At 59.2% G+C, this 23182-nt stretch carries 18 protein-coding genes and 3 pseudogenes; 13 read left to right on the top strand and 8 right to left on the bottom strand.

Annotated features, from left to right (window positions below; genetic code table 11):
- Positions 1-133 precede the first annotated feature (133 nt).
- Positions 134-1147 carry a GTP 3',8-cyclase MoaA gene (gene moaA, locus A6F68_RS00420; RefSeq protein ID WP_067674773.1) on the top strand — a complete coding sequence of 338 codons (1014 nt, stop codon included), beginning with the start codon at positions 134-136 and terminating at the stop codon, positions 1145-1147.
- Positions 1148-1178: 31 nt separating this feature from the next.
- On the opposite strand, the gene A6F68_RS00425 is transcribed toward moaA, so the two are convergent.
- Entirely contained in the window at positions 1179-2369 is a 1191-nt protein-coding gene (locus A6F68_RS00425) for a molybdopterin molybdotransferase MoeA (RefSeq protein ID WP_067674778.1), read from the bottom strand.
- Positions 2366-2839, bottom strand: a complete 474-nt coding sequence (gene moaC / locus A6F68_RS00430; protein WP_084001863.1) for a cyclic pyranopterin monophosphate synthase MoaC — start codon at positions 2837-2839, stop codon at positions 2366-2368. Before moaC ends, A6F68_RS00425 begins: the two co-directional genes overlap by 4 nt.
- 571 nt (positions 2840-3410) lie before the next feature.
- Here moaC and A6F68_RS14910 point away from each other — a divergent pair.
- The 5 genes and pseudogenes from A6F68_RS14910 (at position 3411) to terL (ending at position 7122) form a co-directional block, all read left to right on the top strand.
- A complete protein-coding gene (locus A6F68_RS14910) occupies positions 3411-3710 on the top strand; it encodes a hypothetical protein (RefSeq protein ID WP_157096581.1) in 300 nt (99 codons plus the stop codon).
- 59 nt (positions 3711-3769) lie between these two features.
- Positions 3770-3994, top strand: a pseudogene (locus tag A6F68_RS15405) (ParB/Srx family N-terminal domain-containing protein); the annotation flags it as partial.
- A 596-nt stretch (positions 3995-4590) separates the two neighbouring features.
- A complete protein-coding gene (locus A6F68_RS15410; protein WP_335673620.1) occupies positions 4591-5076 on the top strand; it encodes a site-specific DNA-methyltransferase in 486 nt (161 codons plus the stop codon).
- Between the two features lies 1 nt (position 5077).
- Positions 5078-5581, top strand: a complete 504-nt coding sequence (locus tag A6F68_RS00445; RefSeq protein WP_067674787.1) for a DUF5681 domain-containing protein — start codon at positions 5078-5080, stop codon at positions 5579-5581.
- Positions 5578-7122 (top strand): phage terminase large subunit, encoded by a 1545-nt coding sequence (gene terL / locus A6F68_RS00450; protein ID WP_067674790.1) that lies wholly within the window; start codon positions 5578-5580, stop codon positions 7120-7122. The genes A6F68_RS00445 and terL overlap by 4 nt, the downstream gene beginning before the upstream one ends.
- Before the next feature lie 106 nt (positions 7123-7228).
- Here the strand turns inward: terL and A6F68_RS00455 are convergent, their stop codons facing one another.
- Positions 7229-8098 (bottom strand): GIY-YIG nuclease family protein, encoded by an 870-nt coding sequence (locus A6F68_RS00455; protein WP_198152635.1) that lies wholly within the window; start codon positions 8096-8098, stop codon positions 7229-7231.
- Between the two features lie 142 nt (positions 8099-8240).
- Here A6F68_RS00455 and A6F68_RS15265 point away from each other — a divergent pair.
- The 3 genes and pseudogenes from A6F68_RS15265 to A6F68_RS14595 form a co-directional block, all read left to right on the top strand.
- Positions 8241-8375: pseudogene (locus tag A6F68_RS15265) on the top strand (helix-turn-helix domain-containing protein); the annotation flags it as partial.
- 632 nt (positions 8376-9007) lie between these two features.
- Positions 9008-11215, top strand: a complete 2208-nt coding sequence (locus tag A6F68_RS14590; RefSeq protein ID WP_074428249.1) for a TonB-dependent receptor — start codon at positions 9008-9010, stop codon at positions 11213-11215.
- Between the two features lie 103 nt (positions 11216-11318).
- The gene (locus A6F68_RS14595) at positions 11319-13013 is read left to right on the top strand and encodes a sulfatase-like hydrolase/transferase (protein WP_084001452.1); all 1695 of its coding nucleotides are present in this window, start codon (positions 11319-11321) and stop codon (positions 13011-13013) included.
- 84 nt (positions 13014-13097) lie between these two features.
- On the opposite strand, the gene A6F68_RS00480 is transcribed toward A6F68_RS14595, so the two are convergent.
- Complete coding sequence (locus tag A6F68_RS00480; RefSeq protein WP_067674811.1) at positions 13098-15530, bottom strand: glycoside hydrolase family 3 N-terminal domain-containing protein; 2433 nt, start codon at positions 15528-15530, stop codon at positions 13098-13100.
- On the bottom strand, positions 15527-16300 hold the full coding sequence (locus A6F68_RS00485) for a maleate cis-trans isomerase family protein (RefSeq protein WP_084001454.1): 774 nt from the start codon (positions 16298-16300) through the stop codon (positions 15527-15529). The genes A6F68_RS00480 and A6F68_RS00485 overlap by 4 nt, the downstream gene beginning before the upstream one ends.
- 267 nt (positions 16301-16567) lie before the next feature.
- Here A6F68_RS00485 and A6F68_RS00490 point away from each other — a divergent pair, with 267 nt between their 5' ends.
- The 3 genes from A6F68_RS00490 to A6F68_RS00500 are packed head-to-tail and all read left to right on the top strand — an operon-like array spanning position 16568 to position 19952.
- Positions 16568-17704 (top strand): M20 family metallopeptidase, encoded by a 1137-nt coding sequence (locus A6F68_RS00490; protein WP_067674817.1) that lies wholly within the window; start codon positions 16568-16570, stop codon positions 17702-17704.
- Positions 17701-18660: a cyclodeaminase gene (locus A6F68_RS00495; protein WP_067674820.1), complete on the top strand. Its 960-nt coding sequence runs from the start codon at positions 17701-17703 to the stop codon at positions 18658-18660. The genes A6F68_RS00490 and A6F68_RS00495 overlap by 4 nt, the downstream gene beginning before the upstream one ends.
- Complete coding sequence (locus A6F68_RS00500) at positions 18657-19952, top strand: type III PLP-dependent enzyme domain-containing protein (RefSeq protein ID WP_084001456.1); 1296 nt, start codon at positions 18657-18659, stop codon at positions 19950-19952. The genes A6F68_RS00495 and A6F68_RS00500 overlap by 4 nt, the downstream gene beginning before the upstream one ends.
- A 12-nt stretch (positions 19953-19964) precedes the next feature.
- Here the strand turns inward: A6F68_RS00500 and A6F68_RS00505 are convergent, their stop codons facing one another.
- Genes A6F68_RS00505 through A6F68_RS00515 form a run of 3 tightly spaced genes read right to left on the bottom strand, consistent with a single transcriptional unit; the run spans position 19965 to position 22709 of the window.
- On the bottom strand, positions 19965-21317 hold the full coding sequence (locus tag A6F68_RS00505; protein WP_084001458.1) for a sulfatase-like hydrolase/transferase: 1353 nt from the start codon (positions 21315-21317) through the stop codon (positions 19965-19967).
- A complete protein-coding gene (locus A6F68_RS00510) occupies positions 21314-21751 on the bottom strand; it encodes a VOC family protein (RefSeq protein WP_067681775.1) in 438 nt (145 codons plus the stop codon). The genes A6F68_RS00505 and A6F68_RS00510 overlap by 4 nt, the downstream gene beginning before the upstream one ends.
- A gap of 10 nt (positions 21752-21761) precedes the next feature.
- The gene (locus A6F68_RS00515) at positions 21762-22709 is read right to left on the bottom strand and encodes an acetamidase/formamidase family protein (RefSeq protein WP_067674823.1); all 948 of its coding nucleotides are present in this window, start codon (positions 22707-22709) and stop codon (positions 21762-21764) included.
- 245 nt (positions 22710-22954) lie between these two features.
- On the opposite strand from A6F68_RS00515, the pseudogene A6F68_RS15425 reads away from it, so the two are divergent.
- A pseudogene (locus tag A6F68_RS15425) lies at positions 22955-23143 on the top strand (LysR family transcriptional regulator); the annotation flags it as partial.
- Positions 23144-23182 lie beyond the last annotated feature (39 nt).

A 23182-nucleotide genomic window follows, 5' to 3' on the forward strand; every position in this document is an offset into this window, starting at 1 on the left:
CGACTTCGCGGGCTTGTTAACGTTCACATTACTTCTTGCCGCGATTGTCCGCGGCTGCAAGACCTAATTTGCGGGGTCGGTGGAGATGGTTTCACTGTGGGGCGCGCGGATGCTATTCCCCTCTCGAGCCGCGATGACCGGAAACGAGTCCTTCCCCTCCTCGAGAGACCTCGTCGATAGCTTCGGTCGAACGATTTCATACGTCAGGATGTCCGTGACGGACCGGTGCGACTTCCGGTGCCGATACTGCATGTCCGAGAAGATGCAGTTTCTCCCGCGCAAGGACCTGATGACGCTCAAGGAGATCGTCGATCTCGCGGATGTGTTCATCGCACGGGGTGTCACACGCATACGGCTCACCGGCGGCGAGCCGCTGGTCCGCAGGGATGTGGTAAAGCTCATCGGGTGGCTGGGCGAGCGACTGGGTCGCGGCCTGGAGGAGCTCACCCTCACCACCAACGGATCGCATCTGGCGCAATATGCCACGCAGATTGCTGACGCCGGCGTGCGGCGGGTCAACGTGAGCCTCGACACGCGCGATCCGGTCAAGTTCCGCCACCTTACCCGGCGCGGGGAGCTGGCACCGGTACTCGCCGGAATCGAGGCTGCCAAACGGGCTGGTCTCGCCATCAAGATCAACATGGTCGCGCTCTCCGGCATCAACGACGACGAGATTTCCGACATGCTGCGCTGGTGCGATCGTGAGGAGAACGACCTCACGCTGATCGAGACGATGCCGCTCGGCGCGATCGATGACGATCGTTCGGACCACTTCCTACCGCTCGACGAAGTGCGCCGACGCCTCGTCGAGGAGTTCGCACTCGTGCCCTCGCTTGCGCGAACGGGCGGGCCCGCGCGCTACTACGAGGCGGCCGGATTATCGACGCGGGTCGGCTTCATCACCCCGCTGACGAACAATTTCTGCGACGGTTGCAACCGCATCCGGGTGACTGCTACCGGCACCGTGTTCGGCTGCCTAGGCCACGATCAGAGCGTCGAACTGCGAGACGCGCTGCGGAGGGGAGGCGTTCCCGAAGTGAGCGCCCTGCTCGATCGACTGCTGGCCGGCAAGCCGCGCAGGCACGACTTCCGCATCGAACACGCCTCGCCCGCAGTCGACCGGCACATGAGCGTCACCGGGGGATGATGCGCGTTGTCATTCTTCGGGTTCGCGCGGGTTAGAACTCGATACCGGGGACGCTGGCGCCTGCCGGCAGTGCCTGCGCATGGGCAGGTGACCGCAGGAGGACGTCGGCATAGGCGAGCGCGTGCTGCGCGCCCGAGTCCTGGTTATCGAGCGGGTAGACGCGGCCGTCATCGCTTCGGCGGGCGCGGATAAAGGCCTCACGATCGCCGTTCGCTCCGAGGGGGCTGCCGAGCACCATCGTGGTCCAGGCATCGCCTGGCGCGGCGGGGCGTCCCGCGAGGCCGGCGACGAGCGGCGCAAGGAACAGTCGAGCAGTGACGAGCGCGGACGTCGGATTTCCGGGGAGCCCAAGGACGAGCTTGCCAGCGGCCTTGCCGAGCCAGACCGGCTTGCCGGGCTTGATCGCGACCTTGGCGAACAGCAAATCCAGCCCGTGCGGATCGAAAGCGGCCTTGGCGAAATCCCGTTCCCCCACCGAGGCGCCGCCGCTTACCACCACAAGATCGGACTGTCGCAACGCTTCGCCGGCTGCACGCTCCATGGCGGCAAGGTCATCGCCCAGCCGAAGCGTCCCGCAGAATTCGCCGCCATGACGCACGACCAGCGCGTCCACTCCGAAGGAGATGCTTTCGGGGATGGCGCCTGGCCGACCGCGCGCCGAACCGGGATCCGCCAACTCGTCGCCGGTCGCCAGCAGGCGGACACGTGGGCGCCGCCAGCACGTCACTTCCGCCAGGTCGGCCGCAGCAGCCGCCACCATTTGCCGCGGTCCCAGCAGGGTTCCTTCGGTCAGCAGCGCGGTGCCCGCCGCGAAGTCTCCCGCCCTGACGCGGATATTGCGACCGGGCGACGGCGCATCGGCGAATACCGCGCAATCGCCATCCTTCTCGACCACTTCCTGCACGACGACCCGATCGGCGTGTGCCGGGATCGGGGCGCCGGTGAAGATACGGGCGCATTCGCCCGAGGCGATCGAGCCAGGATCGTCAGCGCCAGCGAAGACTTCCGAAACGATCCGGAGCCGGACGGGCGGCTCTTCGAGATCGGCGCTGCGAACTGCATAGCCATCCATGGTCGAGACGTCCCGCGGGGGGGAATCGACCCGGGCGACGACCGCTTCGGCAAGCACGCGTCCGGCAGCCTTGGCAAGAGCGACGGGCTCCTTCCCGAGTGGGTGCGCCATGGTGAAGAGCCGTGCGCGCGCCTCGTCGAATGAAATCACGGCCGCTTCCAGTCGTCCGATTTGCCCCCCGACTTTTCGACGACGCCGATCGCGTCGATCGTCATGGTGCGGTCGATTGCCTTGAGCATGTCGAAGAGAGTGAGCGCAGCGACCGAAACCGCGGTCAGGGCCTCCATCTCGACCCCCGTCGGTCCCTTGGTCTTGACGCTCGCCTCGATCCGGAAACCGGGCATCGCCGGGTCGGGTGCGATCGCGACCGCAACCGAAGTGAGCGCAAGAGGATGACACATGGGGACGAGGTCGGCCGTGCGCTTGGCCGCCATGATACCGGCGATCTCGGCCGTGGAGACGACGGCACCCTTGGGAACGCGACCTTCCGCCACCGCGTCGAGAGTGTCGCTCTCGCAGCGCAGCACTCCCACGGCCTTTGCCATGCGCACCGTGTCGGCCTTGTCGCCGACATCGACCATGCGTGCGCGACCCTGCGCGTCGATGTGCGTCAATCCCATCGCGGCAGTCTCCATTGAGGCGCGCAGGGCGTGGTCAGTGGTGAACGACGCAGTCCGTCGCTAACCGGTCTCCGCGCCGGATAGCCTGTTACGCAGGGAATCTACAGGGAAATTCGCCCGTTGTGGCCACTGACGGGGCATCGGCGGCTCGCTATCTCCCCGGATTATCGAGGAAACTCGCGGCAGATTCCCTGGTGATTCAAACAGGGAATTATGTGACACGATGTGCCCCGATCGGCATTAATGCAGGGATCCCATGGCCACATACGACCTGCGGTATCTCAGGAAGCCGGCCCCGCTCATCCGCGCGATCGGGCGCGGGCACCGCGCATCGGACGAAGAGCTACTGGAGGCAGTCGACCTTGTGCGGCCAAGAATGCTGCCGCGAAGATTGTACAGTGAACTCACCCGCCAGCTAGATCCGGCAACCGAACGTCGCGGACGACCGCCATCCGGGAGGGTATCGAAGGCCGAGCTGATCCATGCCGTCGAACGGGTCAGACATCCCGAGATCCCGCCGGAATTCCTCGCGCACCTTGCTGCTCGGCTTCGCGCCGGCAGGCGGTTTACGATGGCCGACAGCAACCGCGCCTATCACCTGCGCTGGAGAACACGCAATCGGGACGTGCTCATCAACGGGCTCTACGACGAGGTTTACGAGATGCTCGAAAATAGTCCGCGCACAGTGGTTCACCCGATCCTTGGCACGTTCGAGGTACCGCGAGATCTGCGCCGAACGCGCCACGAAACCGCGCTACTCCTGACCCGGACAATGATGGCCGAGCGGCTCGGACTTTCGATGCCCGCGCTTTCGACAATGGCAAAAATCATCGCCGAGTCCCGCCTGAGAAAAAGACGGCCCAGAACGTAGGTCATCCACTCTCCTGACTGCACTATCTGAGCGCTCCTTCTTTCGACGGGAGCGCATCAATGACCGACATCAACCACCCGAAAATCGAGCTGCTGGCTACCAGCTCGCTGATCCCCAATCCGCGCAATGCGCGCACGCACTCGGACAAGCAGATCTCGCAGATCGCAGCGAGCATCGACCGGTTCACGTTCCTCGTGCCGATCGTGATCGATGATGCGAATGCGATCCTCGCGGGTCACGGTCGGTGGCTCGCCGCGAGGCAACTCAGGCTGTCCGAAGTCCCGACCATCCGGGCCCGCTTTCTGACCGAGGCTGACCGCCGCGCGTTTGTCCTCGCGGAGAACAGGATCTCCGACTTGTCGGGCTGGGATGACAACATCCTGGCTGAGGAACTGAACATCCTCTGGAATGACGGCTACGAGCTCGAGATCACCGGGTTCAGCACCGCCGACCTCGACTTCTCGATCCCGGAAGAGAAAGCAGCCCCGCCCGATGAGACGGTCGAGCTGCCCGACGCGGGTCCGACGGTCTCGCGGTCCGGTGACCTGTGGCAGGCAGGCCAGCACCGCCTCTACGTTGGTGACGCGCGCGAGGTTGCCAGCTGGGAAGCCCTGCTCGGCGATGAGCGGGCGGACATGGTCTTTACGGACCTGCCCTACAACGTTCCGATCGACGGGTTTGTCTCGGGAAACGGTAAGACCCGTCACCGCGAGTTCGTGATGGGCGCAGGCGAGATGAGCGCGCCCGAGTTCACCGCGTTCCAGCGCGCGATCTTCCGCAACTGCGTGCGGTTCTCCGTCGATGGCTCGATCCATTATCAGTGCATGGACTGGCGACACTGCCGCGAGACCCTCGACGCCGCAGATGGCATCTACGACCAGTGGAAGCAGCTGGTGGTCTGGAAGAAGACCAACGCGGGTCAGGGGGCGTTCTACCGGAGCCAGCACGAGCTGGTATTCGTGTTCAAGCGGGGAAGACCAGGCACACCAACAACTTCGGGCTCGGCCAGAGCGGTCGCTACCGCACCAACGTCGTCGAGTATGCGGGCACCAACACCTTCCGCAAGGGCCGCGACGCGGACCTCGCCGCACACAGCACGGTGAAGCCCACCGCGCTCGTCGCTGACTTCATCCTCGATTGTTCGAACCGGGGCGACCTCGTGGCCGATCCGTGTATCGGATCGGGCACCACGCTTATCGCCGCACACCGCACCGGCCGCCGCGGGGCGGGGATCGAGATCGATCCCGGCTACGCCGACACGGCGCTGAAGCGCCTCGCCGCCACCTCCGGTCTCGTGCCGACGCTCGTCGGCGATGGGCGCAGTTTCGACGAGATCGCAGCCGAACGCCTCGCCTGGGAGGACTGAGATGGAGATCGACGACGGGAAAGGCGAGGAGCCGGAAGATGGCGCAGTCGGCTACGGCCGTCCGCCACGGCAGTCGCGCTGGAAGAAGGGGCAGTCGGGCAACCCCTCGGGCCGCCCGAAAGGTACAAGGGGGCTCAAGACTGACCTGCGCGCCGAGCTGATCAGCCGCATGGAGATCAGCATGAACGGCAAGCGCGTGAGCGGAACGAAGCAGCAGCTGATGCTCCGTACGCTCACCGCACGGGCCGCCGCGGGCGACGTGAAGGCCACCCGCATCCTCATCGACCTCGTGTTGCAGGTATTCGGGCCCGAGGACCAGGGCGGCGGGCCGAAGACGTTGTCTCGCCCCGATCAGCAGATCCTCGACGAGTTGCTCGGTCGGAAGACCGGGCCCTCCGTCATTGCCGATGCTCGCCCGCAGGACCGGGGCGGGATCGGTGGCGAGACCCAAGATGACGCCATGTCCACGAACCCCGATCCCGACAACCACGATACCGACCGATGACTGGCTTTGCTGCCGAGGACCCGCAGGGCCTCCTCACCGAACTGTGCCGCAACGATTTCACCGCGTTCATGCGGCGCGCCTGGCCGTGGATCAGCGGCGGCGAACTCCTGATGTGGAATTGGCACCTCGACGCGATTGCCTACCGCCTCGAGCGCATCCAGCACGGTGAGACGAGGCGGCTGCTCGTCAACCTTCCGCCGCGCAACGCGAAGTCGAAAACGGTCTCGGTGGCATGGGTCGCGTGGATGCTGGGCATCGACCCGACGCTCAACTTCGTGTGCGTCAGCTACTCGCAGGAACTCTCGAACAAGATGGCGCGCGACTGCCGCGCGATCATGGAGAGCAGCTGGTACCGCGAGATCTTCCCCGGCACCGTAATCTCGAAGGCGCGCTCGGCCGCGTGGGACTTCGAGACCACGCGCGGAGGGGGCCGCCTCGCGACCTCGGTCGGCGGCACGCTGACCGGGCGCGGCGGCGACATCATCATTCTCGACGACGTGATCAAGCCCGAGGAGTCGTTCTCCGACACGGTGCGCGAGAGCGTCAACGAGTGGTTCCGCTCGACGCTCGCCTCGCGCCTCAACGACAAGATGACCGGCGCGATCATCTGCGTGATGCAGCGGCTCCACGAGCACGATCTCTCGGGAATGCTGATCGAGACCGGCGTCTGGGATCACCTCTCGCTGCCCGCTATCGCCACGCGCGACGAGACGATCATGCTCGCGCGCGGCGGGGTCCACCGCCGTTATGCGGGCGATGTGCTCCACCCGGCGCGCGAGCCGCTTGACGTGCTGCTGGAGCTGAAGGTCGCGATGGGCAGCCTCGCGTTCGCCGCGCAGTACCAACAGGATCCGATGCCCGCGAAAGGCAACGTGTTCCGCGCGAACTGGCTGAGGGTCTATCCCGCAAGACAGCAGTCCGAACGCTATGGCCAGATCGTCCAGTCGTGGGATACCGCCATCAAGACGGGAGCCAACAACGACTTCTCGGTCTGTGTAACCGCACGGATCGTCGGCAAGGAGGTGCACATCCTTCACGTCTGGCGCGGCCGTGTCGAGTTTCCCGGCCTACTCAGGCAGGCTGTCGCTCTCGCACAGGAGTGGAACCCCGGCACGATCATCATCGAGGACAAGGCCTCGGGCCAGCAGCTGCTGCAGGCTCTGCGTTCGGGTCACTTTCCCGGGGTGGTCGATCCGATCGGCCGCATCCCCGAACTCGACAAGCGCTTGCGCGCATCCGGGGTCAGCAGCATGGTCGAGGCCGGCCAGCTTCTCCTGCCCTCCGAGGCCGTCTGGCTCGACGACTTCCGCCGCGAACTCCTCGCGTTCCCCAACGCGCGTCACGACGACCAGGTCGATGCGCTCGCGCAGCTGCTCGACTGGGTCCGCCGCCAGTGGGTCCACGTACCGCCTACTAATTGCGGGCCGATGCTGGTCACGTTCCATGATGACGGAGGCATCGAGGTCTCGGGAGAAGATTACGGGCTGTTCGAGCAGAGCTGGTTCCCGCGCAAGCCGTTTGATCCTTGGGGGTGTGCCTGAATCAGGAGGGTCCAAACTCGCAAGATCTGCTGGTTGGTCCCGCGCGTTTCTCCACACACGCGAGGGGCGACAGCATGTTTCCTATCTGGTGAGTGAGCGTGCAGGACTAGTTCGCATTGAGGCCGACCTCGCGCGTGTGCAGACGCTCCTTCCAGCTGCTCTCGAGCGCGACCAGCGCGGCTACATCGAGGTCTGGCGAGGTGCGCTCGAGAATGCTGAAGCGTAGCGCCGATGGATCGCTTTTCCTGAGTTCGCGGTTCCCTCCATGGCCGGTCGCCGCATAGCCCAGCCAGCGACCGAGGATGTTGTCCGCTCCACCCGCCGAGCCGATGTAGGAAGAGCGGCGGTCGGCATCGTGGATCAGGTAGACTCCGCGCCACTGGGCGAGCGCCGCTCGCCAGGATGTCGGCATCGCATGAAGCTCATTCCATGCCAGTACCAGCTCGCGCCAGTCGGGCAGGCCCTGCACGAAGCGGCTCTCCTCGACGATTGTCTCGATCGGGAACACGCCTCGCCCCGCCCAGCGCCACCAGTTCTGGGCCGGCTTGGGCCACGCGACGGTCAGCTTGCCGATCCATTCGCGGTAGTGGTCGAGCGGCTCCAGATCGAACGCAAGGCAATCGGGAATGTCCGGCGAGCGCCCACTCATTCCGAGGCGCTCAAGCTCGGCATTGCCAGGGAAATCGCGATAGCCCGCGTGATCGAGCGTCGTCCACTTGCCGATCCGGTAAACCCCGGCAAAGGTCGCCCGGGCCGGCTCGAGACCGATGAACGATGCGATGTGACTGCCCTTCGTCATCGCCTTTTCGAGCGTCACCCACTGGATTTGCTGGTAGGCCAGCCAGAGCTCGGGTCGTTCCTCGACCAGCCAGGGCAGCACGCGGCGCAGCTTCTTCTCGATCGGGAAATGACGAACAGTCAGGGTGTCGGCGGGGTCGAGATCGACGAGTTCAAGCAATGTGTTGAAGTCGAGCACGGCACCCCGGGATCCGTTTACACATTAAAGGTGATAAACTGCCTTGGCCTCAATCGCCAATGCTTTGTGCATGGATATGCGCAAGCTCGTCGGCGACAACTGCGCCCGTCTGCGCAAGGAGCGGGGGTGAACGCAGGAGCAACTCGCGGAGCGCTCGGGTCTCTCGCAGCAGTATCTCAGCGATCTGGAACGCGGAAAGCGGAACCCGACGATCGTGACAGTCTACGAGATCGCGCAAGCGCTGCAGGTGTCGCATCTTGAATTGCTGATGATTTAGGCCTTCTCCAAGTAGCGATAATTGTCCCTGGCTGCTGTGAGCGAGCTAGCAAGCAAGGAAGTCGAGGTGAAACGGGGTCGGCAATGGTCCAGGATCAGCAGTGACCCCGCCCCGCGCATCCCACTGCCTTTGGCGGGGATATCTCCATCGCCGCGGAATAATCTCTGACCGTGCGCATCGGCACAAATGGGCCTGGCATCGACCGCAAGGCCTCCACCGCAAATCAGACCCATCGGCCTTGCAGCGCTTGATCGTCAACACGAGACGCAGGCGCAGCTCACTTTCGCGGCACCGACCGGAAGTTATCATTGGGAACATCGAGTGCTCGAATTGCCGGACACCGATGCCCAACTTGCAAAACCAACGATAAGCGACTCAAACAAGCGTTTCCTGGCACAACCGCTTCGCAGTCCTACTGATCAAGCTGTACGCCCCTTACCTCGATCGGCAGTCACTCGCATTGGCAAGCTCAATGCCGTGCAATCTGAATGAGATTCGCATCGGGGTAGCTGTATTGTTTTATCATTCCCGCTCCATGGAACTAGGCAGGAGATCCATCAGTACGAGAAGGGGGAGATACGATGAAATCACGGTCACGCACGAGATTTGCTTGTAGTTGCTCCAAGCTCGCAATGGTGCCGCTGTCGATGTTGAGTATCAGTGGGGCAGCGATCGCCCAGACAGCGCCTTCCGTCGCAGATGCCACCCCCCCCGAAATCATCGTCACCGCCAATCGGTCTGAAAGTTCAATTCAGGACGTCCCAATTTCAGTCACAGCGATCAGCGGAGACGAATTGCGCGATCGCAACGTGGTGAATCTGCGCGACGTTGTCGCGCTCGTACCGAACTTCTCCTTTCGAGATTCAGGTTTCAACATCCAGTATAACATCCGTGGGTCCGTTTCTATCCAGACCTCGGGCTTCCAAGAGCAACCTGTTTCAACATATATTGACGACGTTTTTCTAGGGTCACCGGTGGCAAACGACGCAGGTTTGTTCGACCTCGAGCGGGTCGAAGTGTTGCGTGGGCCCCAAGGCACTCTCTTTGGTCGAAACTCGACCGGCGGCCTGGTGAATTTCATCACCGCCAAACCGGACGAGGAATTTGGCGGATACCTTAATGTCCAGCTAGGCCGCTATTTTCATCGAGTGGCAGAAGCGGCAGTCAACGTACCTCTTGGGCCGAACGTTCGCACACGCTTTGCCGGCAAATACGTTGGCCGCGACGACTGGCAGAAAAATGTTGGCGCGGGTGGCGGCGGATTTGGAGCGCTGAATCAATTGGCCGGCCGCTTCTCTCTTGAAGCGGATCTGGGACCTGACCTGACCGCGTTGGTTCAAATCCAACATAATCGCAACCGCGATAATCAGTATGCCAACACCGGGCTTGGCGGGAGCGATCCCAGTCGCCTTGTTCCCGGCAATGGATCGACACGATTCAACTGCGATCTAGAGCGGATTCTAGCCGGCGCCTGTGCCGATGTCACCGGCGCAGGGGTGGTCCGTCGGGCCACTTTCATGCCGGCTGACAAGAAGGTCGTATCGATCGATGTGAACGACGTCTACCGCGACCTAAATTTCACCAACCTAATTGGCCGTCTCACTTGGAACTTAAATGCCCAGACAACGATCACTTCGCTGACGTCTGGCCAATTCATGACCTTCCTGAACTATGATGAGTTCGATGGGACCGATTATCTTCGGTTCGGTGGTGATCGCGGAAATAAAACCAAGCAATTCCTTCAGGAATTGAGGGTCAATGGCCAGTATGACACGATTGATTACGTTGCAGGCCTATTTTACCTTAATGTAGATTCTCGCAATACCGATGGCATCATCCCTGACCAACCACTCCGCTTAAACCCGACAACAAAATCCTTTGCGGTTTTCGCAAACATAACCGCAAGAATCGCAGAGGGATTGAGTTTGATCGCTGGCGGACGGCAGACTTGGGAAGATAAGGCAATTTCTGTTCGTCGTCCATTCACAGGAACAACAACGAACTCGTTTGACGACAAGCGAACGGATTCTTTTTTCACCTATCGCCTCGGCCTTCAGTATGAGCCTACTCCTGACGTGCTGCTGTTTAGCACGTACAGCACCGGCCAAAAATCGGGCGATTTCGACACTCCGAATTCCGCGACGGGCCAGACTAATTATTTTTTACCCGAACGAACTGAGTCGGTCGAAGTCGGAGCCAAGACCAGCTTTTTCAACAGAGCCCTTGTAATAAATCCGACATTGTTTTGGCAAAAGACCAAGGATTATCAGTTTGGAGCGCCGGCAATAGATCCGAACACTGGCAGACCAACGACGATAAATAATCCTATTGATTCCTATACTTCTCTCGGATTCGAGCTCGAGACGGTAGCCCGCCCGAGTCGGGGCATCGAACTTGGAGCGACTGTTGGCTATAACAGAACCGAGATCCAAGATCCGGGGACGCGCACGCAGACGGTACAAAACGTCGTCTATCCCTTAGATGGCAACCAGATGCCCGGCACTCCTAAATGGCAGGTGAATACTTACGGTGCCTACTCGGCCGACCTCGGCGATGGCAGCTTGCTGAAGTTCCAAGGTGAATATCAGTGGCAATCCAAGATTTTCTGGGACATTTCGAACAACCCGTTTGCAATTGAGAAACCGTATGGAATCGCGAATTTCCGGATCAACTGGTCGGATGCGAACGATCAGCTCAGTGTCGGCGCTTATGTCGAGAACGCGTTTGATAAAGAATACGCCTCATTACGTTTCTGGCTGCCCGGATTCCCGCTGTACGTCATCCAATGGGGCAACAATCCAGGTCGCACTTACGGGCTGACAGCTGGTCTGCGTTTCTAGCATGTCTCGATATCGTAAATTTGAGGAGCGTTAGGATAACGATTTAGTTCTACACACCAGATTGTTCCCGCGGCGTCGGCACTTCTGAGGGAAGTTTTGTGGCATGAGCCTGACCCGTCGGCAGACGACAATGCTTGGACTGCTCGGACTTAGCGGGTGCGCCTCTAAGTCACTTTGGCCCGCGACCGGCAAGTACGGCACCCGCCGCGAGGTTCGCCCGAACATCGTGCTGATTGTGTTTGAAGATATGAGTCAGCGCATCAGGGCGTTTGGTGACCCGATCGCGCGGACACCTTGGCTTGATGCCTTCGCCGAGCAATCCGTCTTATACCCAAATGCATTTGCAACCTCAGGAGTGTGCGCTCCCAGTCGATCTTCGCTAATCACCGGAGTTCATCAGCAGACGCTCGGCACTCATCATATGAGGACAAAGTCGCCGATGAAGGGGCTCGATGCAGGCGGACCGATTGATTACGAGGCGGTGCCTCCACCCTCTGTTAAAGCGTTCCCCGAGCTGTTGCGGATGGAAGGATACTACACTTCAAATAATGGTAAAACGGATTATCAATTCGGCGACCCATTCACCGTATGGGATAAGAATGGTCACGGCGCAGATTGGAGCGGTCGTCGAAACAAACAGCCTTTCTTCGCAATGTTCAACATACTTGAGACGCACGAAGGATATATTTGGCCAGAGGACCGGGAATCTGACGACCCACTTATAAACAGCATCACCGAAATAAATCGCCGCGATCTGAGAGGTAAGCGACGGCTAATCGATGCCGACGAGGTCAGGATACCGCCATACCTGCCAAATACCCCCATTGTTCGTCGGGATTTAGCTACTCACTATGACAACATTGCCTTCGCCGAGCGCAAAGCTGGCGATATTGTAGCCAAACTAGATGCGGAAGGCCTCCTTGACGATACAGTCATCATTGTGACCACGGACCATGGCGATGGTCTGCCGCGGATGAAGCGCACCGTTTACGATAGTGGGATCAAAGTGCCGCTGATGGTTCGCCTCCCCAAAACAAAGCGAGCCGGCACGGTCGATCCTCGCCTCGTCAGCTTTGTTGATTTGGCTCCGACTATATTGGGCTTAGCTGGTGCGGACGCCCCGCCATTCATTCAGGGAAGAGACTTTCTCAACGGACCGTTACGACACTACATCTTTGCCGCGGCTGATCGTCATGACGAGGTCCCCGGGCGTACCAAGGCGGTTCGCGACGCTCGTTTCAAATACATACGAAATTGCAGACCTGATCTGGCTGTTCTACAACATTTAAAGTTCCGTGATGCCCTGCCGACGATGCAGGAAATATGGCGCTTGGCAGCGAAAGACACTCTCACTCCTGAGGCTCGTCGTCTCGTAACGGCCCCTAGTTCGCGAGAAGAACTTTATGACACGGTAGCCGATCCAGACGAGGTGAGAAATCTTGTTCGTGACAACCAATACCAGCATGTTCTCAGCCGCCTGCGAAATGCAATGGACGCGTGGATTATATGCACTGGTGACCTAAGCGCTATTCCCGAGAGAGACATGGTCGAGGCAATGTGGCCACGATCTAAGCAACCGAAGACAGCTCCACCCCTAATATCCGTTGAAGACAACAGGGCCATTCTCTCAGGGGATACGCCGGGATCGAGCATCGGTTACAGTGTCGATAATCTGGATGCGTCGCGATGGATCATATATGCAGGGCCAGTCATAATACACTCGGGAATGACGATAAAGGCAAAGGCGATCCGTTACGGATATGCCGAAAGTGATACAGTCACATACAATATTGTTTGAATATTTCCGCTGCTTAGTTGCGATTCAGTCTACTTAGTGAGGACTGACGAATACGCCGATGAGCAACAAGACGAGATCGCGCTATCAATCTACAGGTTCGATTTCGACCGTAAATGCAGGCGCCGAGTATTCCGCCAAGATACGTCTTTCGCCGGAAAGTTGAACTTCGACTTCCTCGTGAATGTCTTCCGAAGATTCTCCAATTTTCAGTTTCAAGGCACCTGGCTCGACGGCCAATGCGCCATCGATGCCGTGAAAGGCAAAGCTTTCGGCAGGTAGTGTAAAGGCAACGCGGCGACATTCGCGCGCCGGTACCGGAACCCGGCTAAAGGCCTTAAGCTCCAGAACGGGCCGGGTGACACTGCCAACCGGGTCGGTCACGTAAAGTTGGACGATTGCGTCTCCATCCCGACTGCTAACGTTACGAACATCTACCCAAAGCTGTATGTCGTCGCCCACTGCGTAGCTTTCGCTTTTCACCTCAATGTTTGAAAATTCAAATTCGGAATAGCTGAGGCCATGGCCAAAAGGAAACAACGGCGAAGCTTGCTGATCAGTGTAATCACCGAATACCTGGCTGCGACCGGCCGACGGTTTTCGGTTGTAGTAGAGCGGCATCTGCCCGACAGATCGCGCCAGACTAACGGGCAAGCGACCGGAAGGGTTGACCAGTCCGTACAACAGTTCAGCTATCGCCTGCCCTCCTTGCTCCCCAGGCAGCCACGCTTCGACAATTGAGCCGACATTCTCGGCTGCCCAGCTGAGATCGAGCGGGCGGCCATTCAGCAAGACAAGCACAACGGGCGTGCCGGTTGCGACGACTGACCGCAGCATCTCCTCTTGCAGGCCCATGAGCTTCAGATCGACCCGATCGTTGAATTCGCCGTCAGTGCAGTCGCGCGCCAATCCAGAGCGTCCGCCAAGGCATAGAATGGCGACATCCGCCTCACGCGCAAGATCGACTGCCTGCTGCAGCCCGCTGCGCTCGTCGCCCCTGATAGAGCAGCCTGGAAGGTATGAAATCTCAACCTCAGCGGGTGCGACACTGCGCAAGCCCTCAAAAATTGAAACGGTGGGCGGAAGATGCTCGTCCCAAGATGGTCGCTCGATATTGCTGGCTTTATCGTAGGCGAGATCGCTGGCTGCGGCAGGCAAAGCGAACACCATATCGCGCGGGGGCGTAGTGCGGGATGTGTCTCCCTCAAAGTCAGGCATGCCGCCGAACTGGAATTCATAGAATGAAGGGTAGTGGTAGGCTCCTTGCACCAGCCGGGCTGAATTGGCCGCCGGACCGATTAAGGCGATTTTCCCAATTTTACGGTCGAGCGGCAGAAGCGGCCCGTCGTTTTTTAACAGAATGAGCGACTTGCCGGCGACTTCGCGCGATAGCTCCACAAATTCCGCACAGCCGAAGGCTAGCCCAACAGTCCCTTCGTCGACATAACGATTCTCGAATAATCCTAGCGAAAACTTCTGCCGAAGAATCCGCCGAACCGCCCCGTCGATGTCGGCTATTTCTATCTCGCCCTCCGCCAACGCTTTGCGCAGCGCGTCGTTATATAAGTCGAGTTCTGGCAATTCGATATCTATACCGGCCTTGATTGCCTGTTTGGCAGCCTCTTGCGCGTCGACGGCACTGTTATGATAACAATGCAGACTTGACAGTGTATCGTAATCCGAAACGACCGTGCCTTCGAACCCTAACTCATCTCGGAGAAGTCCGGTGAGCAATTCGCGCGATGCACCGCAGGGCACTCCGTCGATTTCCTGATAAGCGTTCATCACACTCCCGACGCCAGCTTCGCGTATCGCGGCTGTAAATGGAGGCAGGAATGTGTCACGAAGGGCGCGATGGCCGAAATCGGCGGGCGCCCAGTTGAGCCCGCCTTGACCCCCGCTGTAGGCAATAAAATGTTTGGCGGTACAGGCTATTCTCGGGCCGCGTTCAGTTTCCTGAGCGCCTCTTATGTATGCCACGCCCATGCGCCCAGCCAGCATGGGATCCTCTCCGAAAGTTTCCTCTACCCTGCCCCATCTGTGATCGCGCACGACGTCCAGCACCGGAGCCAGAACCTGGTGCGCGCCGACTGCTTGCATCTGCCTTGCGATAACGCCGCCAATCCGTTTGGCCAGATCGGGCTCGAACGTAGATGCTAATCCGATTGGCATCGGAAATGTCGTCGCTCCGCGGATCATCAGCCCGCCGCACCCTTCCTCATGCATGATTGCGGGGATCTTGAGCCGGGTGCGATGTTCCAACCAACGCTGGATGGCGTTGTTGTTGCGAGCCAGTTCCGCCGGTGCAAGCAACATACTATTCCGGGTGATGTGACCTACGCCGTTGTGCAAAACGCGCACAGCCACCTCTTCGAGAACCGAACCCGCTTCGGCGATCGATCGGCCCCACACCCCCCCGATCTGCGCAATCTTCTCATCCAAAGTCATCCGCGCGAGAAGATCGTCGGCGCGCGTGTCGGTGTTTAGTCCCGCGTCTAGATATCTGGCTTCAAAAGTCATTTCCGTCTTTCTGCGTGTCCTCGCCCGCGCTTAGGCTCGAGAGTGCTTTCAGTCAGAAGTTCTCCGAAACCCGTTGCGTTTGCAGGATGGCCGGCCAGCAAACAGGCGTGCCAAAAGGCCGCTTGATTGCTCGTGACAACGGGACGATTGAATTGATTCTCAAGCCGTTCGATCACTTCCAAGGCTCTTGTCGCCGTGCAAGAGAGGAAGATTCCATCAGCAGACCGCGGATCAAGCCGGGCCACCGCGTCGATCCAGTCCTGAGCAGAGATCCTGGCGTGATCGTCATCGTTATCGCTGCCAAAGCCGCTTGCACCAACAACTTCGATATGGTGCCTTTCAAACCATTCGATAGCCCGCTTGTTGACCTCTTCGGTATATGGTGTGGCGAGCACGATCCGTTTAATTCGGAGCTCTTTGAACGCTGCGAGCGAGGCGGATGCCGGGTTGGTCACGGAAATTTCCCGCCGCCCCTCTTGCAAGCGGGCGGCCAGCCTCTCCGGTCCGATAATCATCGAGGCGGCTGTGCATCCGAATACTATGACATCGAGCTTCGATTCCGGGACCAACAGTTCCCCGATCCCACCGAGCCCAGCGGCGAGCGCCTCAAATGACGCGATCGTATTGGGCGTCACAAGGGGAATTCGCGTCGTGAATACTGCGACATCGCCTTCGCTCGCAGCAGCCAGACGGTGAAAATCCTGCTCTATCGCCAAGTCGGTCGATAGCGCGATGAGCCCGATCCGTGCGTCCTGGCCGTGCGGCTCCACGGTGGTTGTCGTTAGCACACTTTGAATGATGATATGTGACTCCCCTTTTTGCCGATGGCAGTCCCTATTCAAGCTTGGGGCGTTCCCGTTATGAAACCTTTTGATTGGAGATACATCGGGCTCATACGGATAGTTGGCGGGACCTTTTTTCGTTTAGTTTGAGTGTTATAATCACTGACCTCACTATTCTTTCGCGATCTTGAGAAGGCTCCGTGCCGGGCCTAGACCGGATCGTGATCTCCTATGGCAACAGGGAAACAATAACCCGTGATCGACGATAACTGGACGGTCGAACTATCTCAAAAGCTAATCCGGCTTGATACGGTCGATCCACCGGGCAATGAGGAAGCCGCTGCGCGCGTGGTCGCCCAAGCGCTGGCCGAATATGGGATCGATGCGGAACTTCAGTCGATCGGCCCCGGGCGATCGAACCTCGTCGCTCGTGTGAAGGGATCGGGCGAAGCGGACGCTCTTATCTATTCGGCGCATTTCGACACCATTCCTGTAAATGCCGATGAGTGGTCGGTCGATCCCTTCGGCGGCGAAGTGAAGGACGGCCGGTTATATGGTCGCGGATCGACCGACATGAAGGCGGCGATGGCCGCGATGGTGGCTGCTGCGATCCAACTAAAAGAAAGCGGACAACCGCTCAAAGGCGATCTGGTTCTCGCTTTCACCGCCGCAGAGAATACCGACTGCCGAGGTGCACATCTGCTTGTGGAGAGCGGGATCCTAGAGGGTGCCGGTGCACTTCTGATTAGCGAACCGACCTCGCTCAAGGTTTTCGTCACCGAGAAAGGTGCACTGTGGCTGCGGGCGAGTGCCACCGGCGTGTACGGGCACAATGCCTTCTCGGAGGATCGCGATGGTGATCGGGGCAATGCAATCATCCGCATGGCCGAATTCCTGACCAGAGTGCGTGATCTCGAGCTCGATGCACCGGTTCACCGTCACTTGGGCCCTCCAACCATCAATGTGGGTCTGATCGAAGGCGGGATTTCCCGTCCCCTGATCCCGCCTTCTTGCTCGGCCTCCATCGATATTCGAACGGTCCCAGGCTTAACCAATGATGCGATCATAAAGGCGTTCGAGGCGATTGCTGGCGAGTATGTCACTATCGAATACGTTGATTTCAAGCCGGTGGTCGATACGGCGGATGATCACCCTTTCGTCGAACTGTGCATGGCGAGTTGCGAAAGCGTGTTCGGCTCCGCTCCAGAATTGACAGGGGTGCCATATTACACCGACGGTGCGATCATTGCGCCGGCGCTTCACATTCCGATGGTCATCCTCGGCCCGGGCGACGTCGGTAAGAGTGGTTCGATCGATGAGTACGTCGACCTCGACAAGCTGGCCCTCGCCCAGCAAGCCTATGTCGAAATCGCAAGGCGCGCCTTGCTGTGACAGGTCCGGTGATCGTTTCTTGCAAGCGCATTCGCGAGGTGGTCAAGCTCGATGAAAGCGCAATCACGGCGGTAGAGCAGGCATTCGCAAAACTGGCCAACGGCAATGTGATCATGCCCCCCGTGCATCAGATCTTGGTCGACGACTATCACGGTCAGACCTGCGTCAAATCAGCCTATGTAACAGGCGATCCATATTTCGTATCCAAAGCCGCGTCGACCTTTCATGACAACGGACGGCTGGGACTTCCCAAAACAAGTGGCCTAATGCTGGTGTTCGATGCGCAGACCGGATTTGTAGATACGATCCTGCTCGACGATGGTTATCTCACCGCGATGCGTACCGCCGCAGCTGGAGCTGTATCCGCAAAATGGCTGTCGCGTCCGGATGCTGACAGTGCGGCCATCATCGGCGCAGGCAAGCAGGCTCGCCTGCAGCTCGAAGCGTTGACCCTGGTTCGCGATATCCGTTTTGCAAGATTGTGGTCACCTACTTACGACAACGCTAGGCTGGCCGCTGACGAACTTTCAAAGCAGCTGGGCTTTACGGTGGAAGCCGCAGCTTCTCCGCAGGAAGCTGTGCGCGGAGCGGCAATCATCGTTACCACCACGCCGGCGCGATCGCCTGTTATCATGGACGAATGGGTGGCCCAGGGCACCCATATCACGGCCATGGGGTCCGACGCCCCCGGCAAGCAAGAACTTGACCCTGCACTGATCAAACGCGCAGCGCCCTATGTCTGCGATTCGCGAGAGCAATGTCGCACACTGGGCGAGTGGCACGCCGCGATCCGGGCTGGGGTCGTGAGCGAGTCGCTGGAGGCCGTGGAGATCGGCGAGATCGTGGCCGGCTCACGCCCGCTGGCGCGAGCGCAGGATGCTATCACCGTGTGCGATCTTACCGGACTGGGGGTTCAGGACGCGGAAATTGCATTGCTCGCAAGGGCGCGTGCGTGATTGAACTGCGAGTGATAGGCGAAGATCCGGAGGTCGACGGCAGCATTAAGGGCATGCCGCCCGGTCATCCAGCCGTCGCCCTTTCACAATTGGGCAAAAAGGAATGGTCGATCACTGCTGGCGATTTGCCCTTCCCCGTCGCGGTGCTGAAGCAATCGGCCATCGCGACCAATCGGGAATGGATGCGCCAATTCCTCACCGAGAGCGGAGCGCTGATTGCACCCCATGGCAAGACGACCATGAGCCCGCAATTGTTTGCAATGCAACTGGACGACGGAGCTTGGGGACTTACCGCTGCGACGGCCAATCAGATCGCCGTCTATCGCAAATTCGGCATCAATCGCATCCTGATGGCGAATCAACTCGTCGGTCGCGCCAACATTGCGTTTATCGCGAACGAATTGGTGCGAGACGAAAATTTCGAATTTTATACGCTGGTTGATTCCGTCGCCGCAGCAGAAATGCTGGCCAATGGCGCGCAGGCGGCCGGCTTAGAACGCGGCTTCAACGTACTTATCGAGATAGGCGCACGCGGGGCAAGAACCGGTGTCCGCAGTGTCGAAGAAGGTCTGACGCTTGCCAAATCGCTGCAACGCCTTGCGCCGCATGTGAGGCTGTGCGGTGTCGAATGTTACGAAGGTGTTTTTCCAACGGCGACGCCTGCTGAACGTGTCCAGCTCTCGGCAAAATTGTTCGCGAACATGATGATGCTTGCCGACGCTATCGAAGTGGAAAATCTGTTCGCACCGGGTGACATTCTGATAACGGCCGGCGGAACGGAATTCTTCGACCTCGCCGCCAGAACCATGGCCAGGTCGACCAACAGGCGCAGGACCTGCATCATCCGGAGCGGATGCTACCTGACTCACGATGATCTGGCATATGAACATGCGTTTCAGCGCATGCTCCAGCGCACCCCGGAATTGGAAAGGATTACGCCGCGCCTGCAGCCCGCGCTAGAAGTGTGGACCTGCGTTCAGTCGCGTCCGGAGCCGAATCTTGCCTTGCTTACCGCGGGCAAGCGAGACGTTTCGTTCGATTTCGACCTTCCCATGGCGAAATGGTGGTCGTCCGGTGGAGCGCAGCCGGAGCGGCTCGGCAAAGACTATGAGTGCTTCCGCCTTAACGACCAGCACATTTTCCTGCGCATCCCGGACGACAGCCAGTTATCGGTCGGGGACTATGTCGGATTGGGCGTCAGTCATGTCTGCACGACGTTCGACAAATGGTCGCTGATCTACCTGGTTGACGACGAATATGACGTCACCGGAGCGATCCGGACATACTTCTGACTCTACGTCACTTTACGCGCCGCTTACCGGATCTCTTAGCTGAAGGTCCCTGAGCGGCGCAAACTCGGCTACGGCCGCATTGGAGCGCGCTTTCATGTCCTCCCAGATTTCTGGATAGCTCTGTGCCGCGTTGTAGGATTCAGAAGGATCTGTAAGCATGTCGAAAAGCGGCGGATAATCCTGCCGCTCGAAAGCGTAAGCATATACCCGGTAATTGAACCGACGAACGAGTTTCCAGCGTTGCGTACGAATTCCTGCGACTTCGGCATTGTCGAACAGGATAAGCTGTTCATGAGGACTAGGCGCGCCGTTCTCCAGCACATCGGCGATGTTCCGGCCGTCGAATTCGCGATCTTCAGGCAAGGACACGCCAGCATAGCCGAGCGCGGTGGGCAGGATATCGATGCCCATTGCGATCGAGTCCGATATGCGCCCCGGGCGTATCTTTTTGGGATAACGCACAATAAATGGAACACGGTACCCCCCTTCATAGCCCGCGGAACCCTTGCGCCCGTGCAATTCGCCGGCTGATCCTTCGAACCAAGGTCCGTTGTCAGACGTAAAGATGATGAGGGTATTATCATCTATCCCCAGCGCAGCCAGTTGATCTATTATCGCGCCCACGCCTGTATCCATCTCCTCCACCACGTCTCCGAAGGCGTGTGCCCATGATTTTCCTTTGAAGGCGGGGTGCGGATCAAGCGGCAAATGCGGCGCAGTATAGGGAAGGTAGAGAAAAAAAGGCCTGTGGTGGTTCTTCTGGATGAAATCGTGGGCTGAGGCATTAAAGCTTGCCGTCATCATTCGTGGATCGATCTCGATCGAGCCGTGGCCGCCGCTGCCCTGCTGCAGCAGTGTCAGCGGGCGCGGCCCCTCGTTCCCGTGCAATGAAGTCGAGACGTATTCGAACCCGAACGACTGCGGCAGGAATTCCGGTCGTGCGCCGCCAAGATGCCACTTGCCGATCAAAGCAGTGGCATAGCCTGCTCGCTGCAAAAGGCTGGCAATAGTTACTTCATCGGGGCGCATACCATAATTGGCATTGGGCATCACGACTTCGTTCGCCAAGCCGGCTCGAATGGCATAGCGCCCGGTCAGCAACGCCGCACGCGAGGGCGAGCATAGGTTCTGTCCAGCATAGCAGTTTGTCAGCCGCACGCCTTCGAAGGCAAGCCGATCGATACGAGGCGTTCTGACGAGGCGAGAACCGTAACAGCTAAGATCCGCCCAACCGAGGTCATCAGCAAGGAAAACGATTATGTTCGGAGGCCGGTCTTGACTGCGGCCGGCGCTGATGGCGCTAGTGACAGGTAGAAAGGCGCTCCCCAGTGCCCCCGATACGATCTCACGGCGCCGGAAGGTCACGTGGCGAAAAGCTGGCTACGGTCTTTAAAGGCCTTGAATTCCAGCGCATTGCCGGATGGATCGAGAAAGAACATGGTCGCTTGTTCGCCCACCTCTCCGGCAAAGCGAATATATGGCTCTATCACGAACTCCACGCCTTCATCACGCAGACGATCTGCTAGGTGCGAAAACCTTTCCATGTCCAACACGACGCCGAAATGCGGCACCGGAACATCATGTCCATCCACTGGATTGTGATGACAATCTCCTTGTCGTTTCTCAGCCAAATTCGGATCGAGATGGGCAACGATCTGATGGCCAAACAGATCGAAATCGACCCATGCGTCGTCACTTCGGCCTTCCGCGAGGCCCATCGTCCCGCCGTAGAAGGCTCGTGCGGCAGCGATGTCGTGCACCGGAAACGCGACATGGAATGGGGAGAGATCTACGCTCATCACGTTCCTCCTATACGAGCATGGATACATCAATTGCGCAATGGACACCTTTGCGCACGTTCACCAATTGAGATATCGAAAGATCGGTCGCTAGGCTTGCATGCCGATAGGCTTCGCCACTCGATAAGCCGAAGCGATCTCCAAGCAGGAGAACCGCCTGACGCAACGCCTGCTTTGCCGCGAGTTCTAGATCTTCGTCGACAGCCATCGTGATTAGAATACCGTCGCGCTCGCCCCACGGAAAAGGAAGGAGCGCGCCGCCAGGCACAAGATCGAAACGGAATGTTCCGGAAAGAGCGGTCTCAGCCGCCGTCCCATTCACCTCGCCATCCCCTTGGATGGCATGCCCGTCTCCGCACGAAAAACCGGCGCCGGACTGATACACCGGAAAATGCACTGTGGCTCCCGGACCGAATAATCGGATATCCATGTTTCCGCCGAAAACGCCCGGAATTAAAGACGATACCCTCCCTAGCTCGCTTGGGGGTTGCACTGCCATAACGCCGAAAAACGGCCGCGCCTTGACGGTGCTGCCCCACGGGAACTCAATCGTGCCCCCCTGCGGGTCAACGGGTAAGATCAGTAAGTCAACGTCTGGCTCAAGTTCGGGCAGCACGCCGCTTCCGGGACCGATTTCATTCCAGGCAAAGTTCTGCCGTAACCGAATGTCCAGCACACTAACTGACAAAAGATCGCCGGGCTGCGCTCCTTCGATCGCAATCGGCCCGGTAAGGATGTGCGGCCCCATATCCGACGCAGTTGTAGCGACGATCTCAAGGTGGTCGGACAGTATCCCAAAACGCTCACGGTCTTTTGGCATTCGATCTTCGCCGCTCGAAACGGTATTGACCACGACCACGTCGCCCGGGTTTACTGTAACTACTGCTGGCAAGTGTGGATCCAAGAAGCCCCAATGTGTCGTCGCAGGAGAAGCGGGCAGGTTTATGGGCCTGGCCATTGGGCCAATCTTCGCAACTGAATCGGGTGTGCGCCACGCCTTCACACAGCAGAGATATATTCGAACTGGTCGCCGCCCGAGCGAAAACGACGCAGGCAATATGAATCGCGCTTGTTATCACATTTCCGTATTTGATCGCCGTTTTGGCCCGCCTGACCTACTGTGGTTGTTATGCCAACGCTGATCTTGGGGTACTGGCATGCATGTCAATTCACCGAGTTTGAGCGACGGAGAGATATCTGACTATGGTTGTCCGATTACCACCCTTGCACGCGCTTCGGGCTTTCGAGGCGGTAGCGCGTCTTGGCTCTCTGTCAGCCGCGGCCGACGATCTGTGCGTCACGCATTCGGCGATTGTCCACCAGCTGAAGCAACTGCAGGATTGGCTGGGCGTACCGCTCTTTGTCCGTGGGCCCAGAGGTCTGGAACTGACTGAAGCGGGAAAGCGATATCGCGTACCAGTCTGCGAATCT

Source organism: Tsuneonella dongtanensis, from assembly GCF_001698205.1.
GTDB lineage: Bacteria > Pseudomonadota > Alphaproteobacteria > Sphingomonadales > Sphingomonadaceae > Tsuneonella > Tsuneonella dongtanensis.

What these genes read in the sequence shown, in the direction of transcription:
- moaC (WP_084001863.1), bottom strand. Translation starts at nt 2,839, where the DNA reads ATGGGATTGACGCACATCGACGCGCAGGGTCGCGCACGCATGGTCGAT.
- A6F68_RS00515 (WP_067674823.1), bottom strand. Translation starts at nt 22,709, where the DNA reads ATGGCCAGGCCCATAAACCTGCCCGCTTCTCCTGCGACGACACATTGG.
- moaA (WP_067674773.1), top strand. Translation starts at nt 134, where the DNA reads ATGACCGGAAACGAGTCCTTCCCCTCCTCGAGAGACCTCGTCGATAGC.
- terL (WP_067674790.1), top strand. Translation starts at nt 5,578, where the DNA reads ATGACTGGCTTTGCTGCCGAGGACCCGCAGGGCCTCCTCACCGAACTG.
- A6F68_RS00445 (WP_067674787.1), top strand. Translation starts at nt 5,078, where the DNA reads ATGGAGATCGACGACGGGAAAGGCGAGGAGCCGGAAGATGGCGCAGTC.
- A6F68_RS00480 (WP_067674811.1), bottom strand. Translation starts at nt 15,530, where the DNA reads ATGACTTTTGAAGCCAGATATCTAGACGCGGGACTAAACACCGACACG.
- A6F68_RS14595 (WP_084001452.1), top strand. Translation starts at nt 11,319, where the DNA reads ATGAGCCTGACCCGTCGGCAGACGACAATGCTTGGACTGCTCGGACTT.
- A6F68_RS14590 (WP_074428249.1), top strand. Translation starts at nt 9,008, where the DNA reads ATGGTGCCGCTGTCGATGTTGAGTATCAGTGGGGCAGCGATCGCCCAG.
- A6F68_RS00510 (WP_067681775.1), bottom strand. Translation starts at nt 21,751, where the DNA reads ATGAGCGTAGATCTCTCCCCATTCCATGTCGCGTTTCCGGTGCACGAC.
- A6F68_RS14910 (WP_157096581.1), top strand. Translation starts at nt 3,411, where the DNA reads ATGGCCGACAGCAACCGCGCCTATCACCTGCGCTGGAGAACACGCAAT.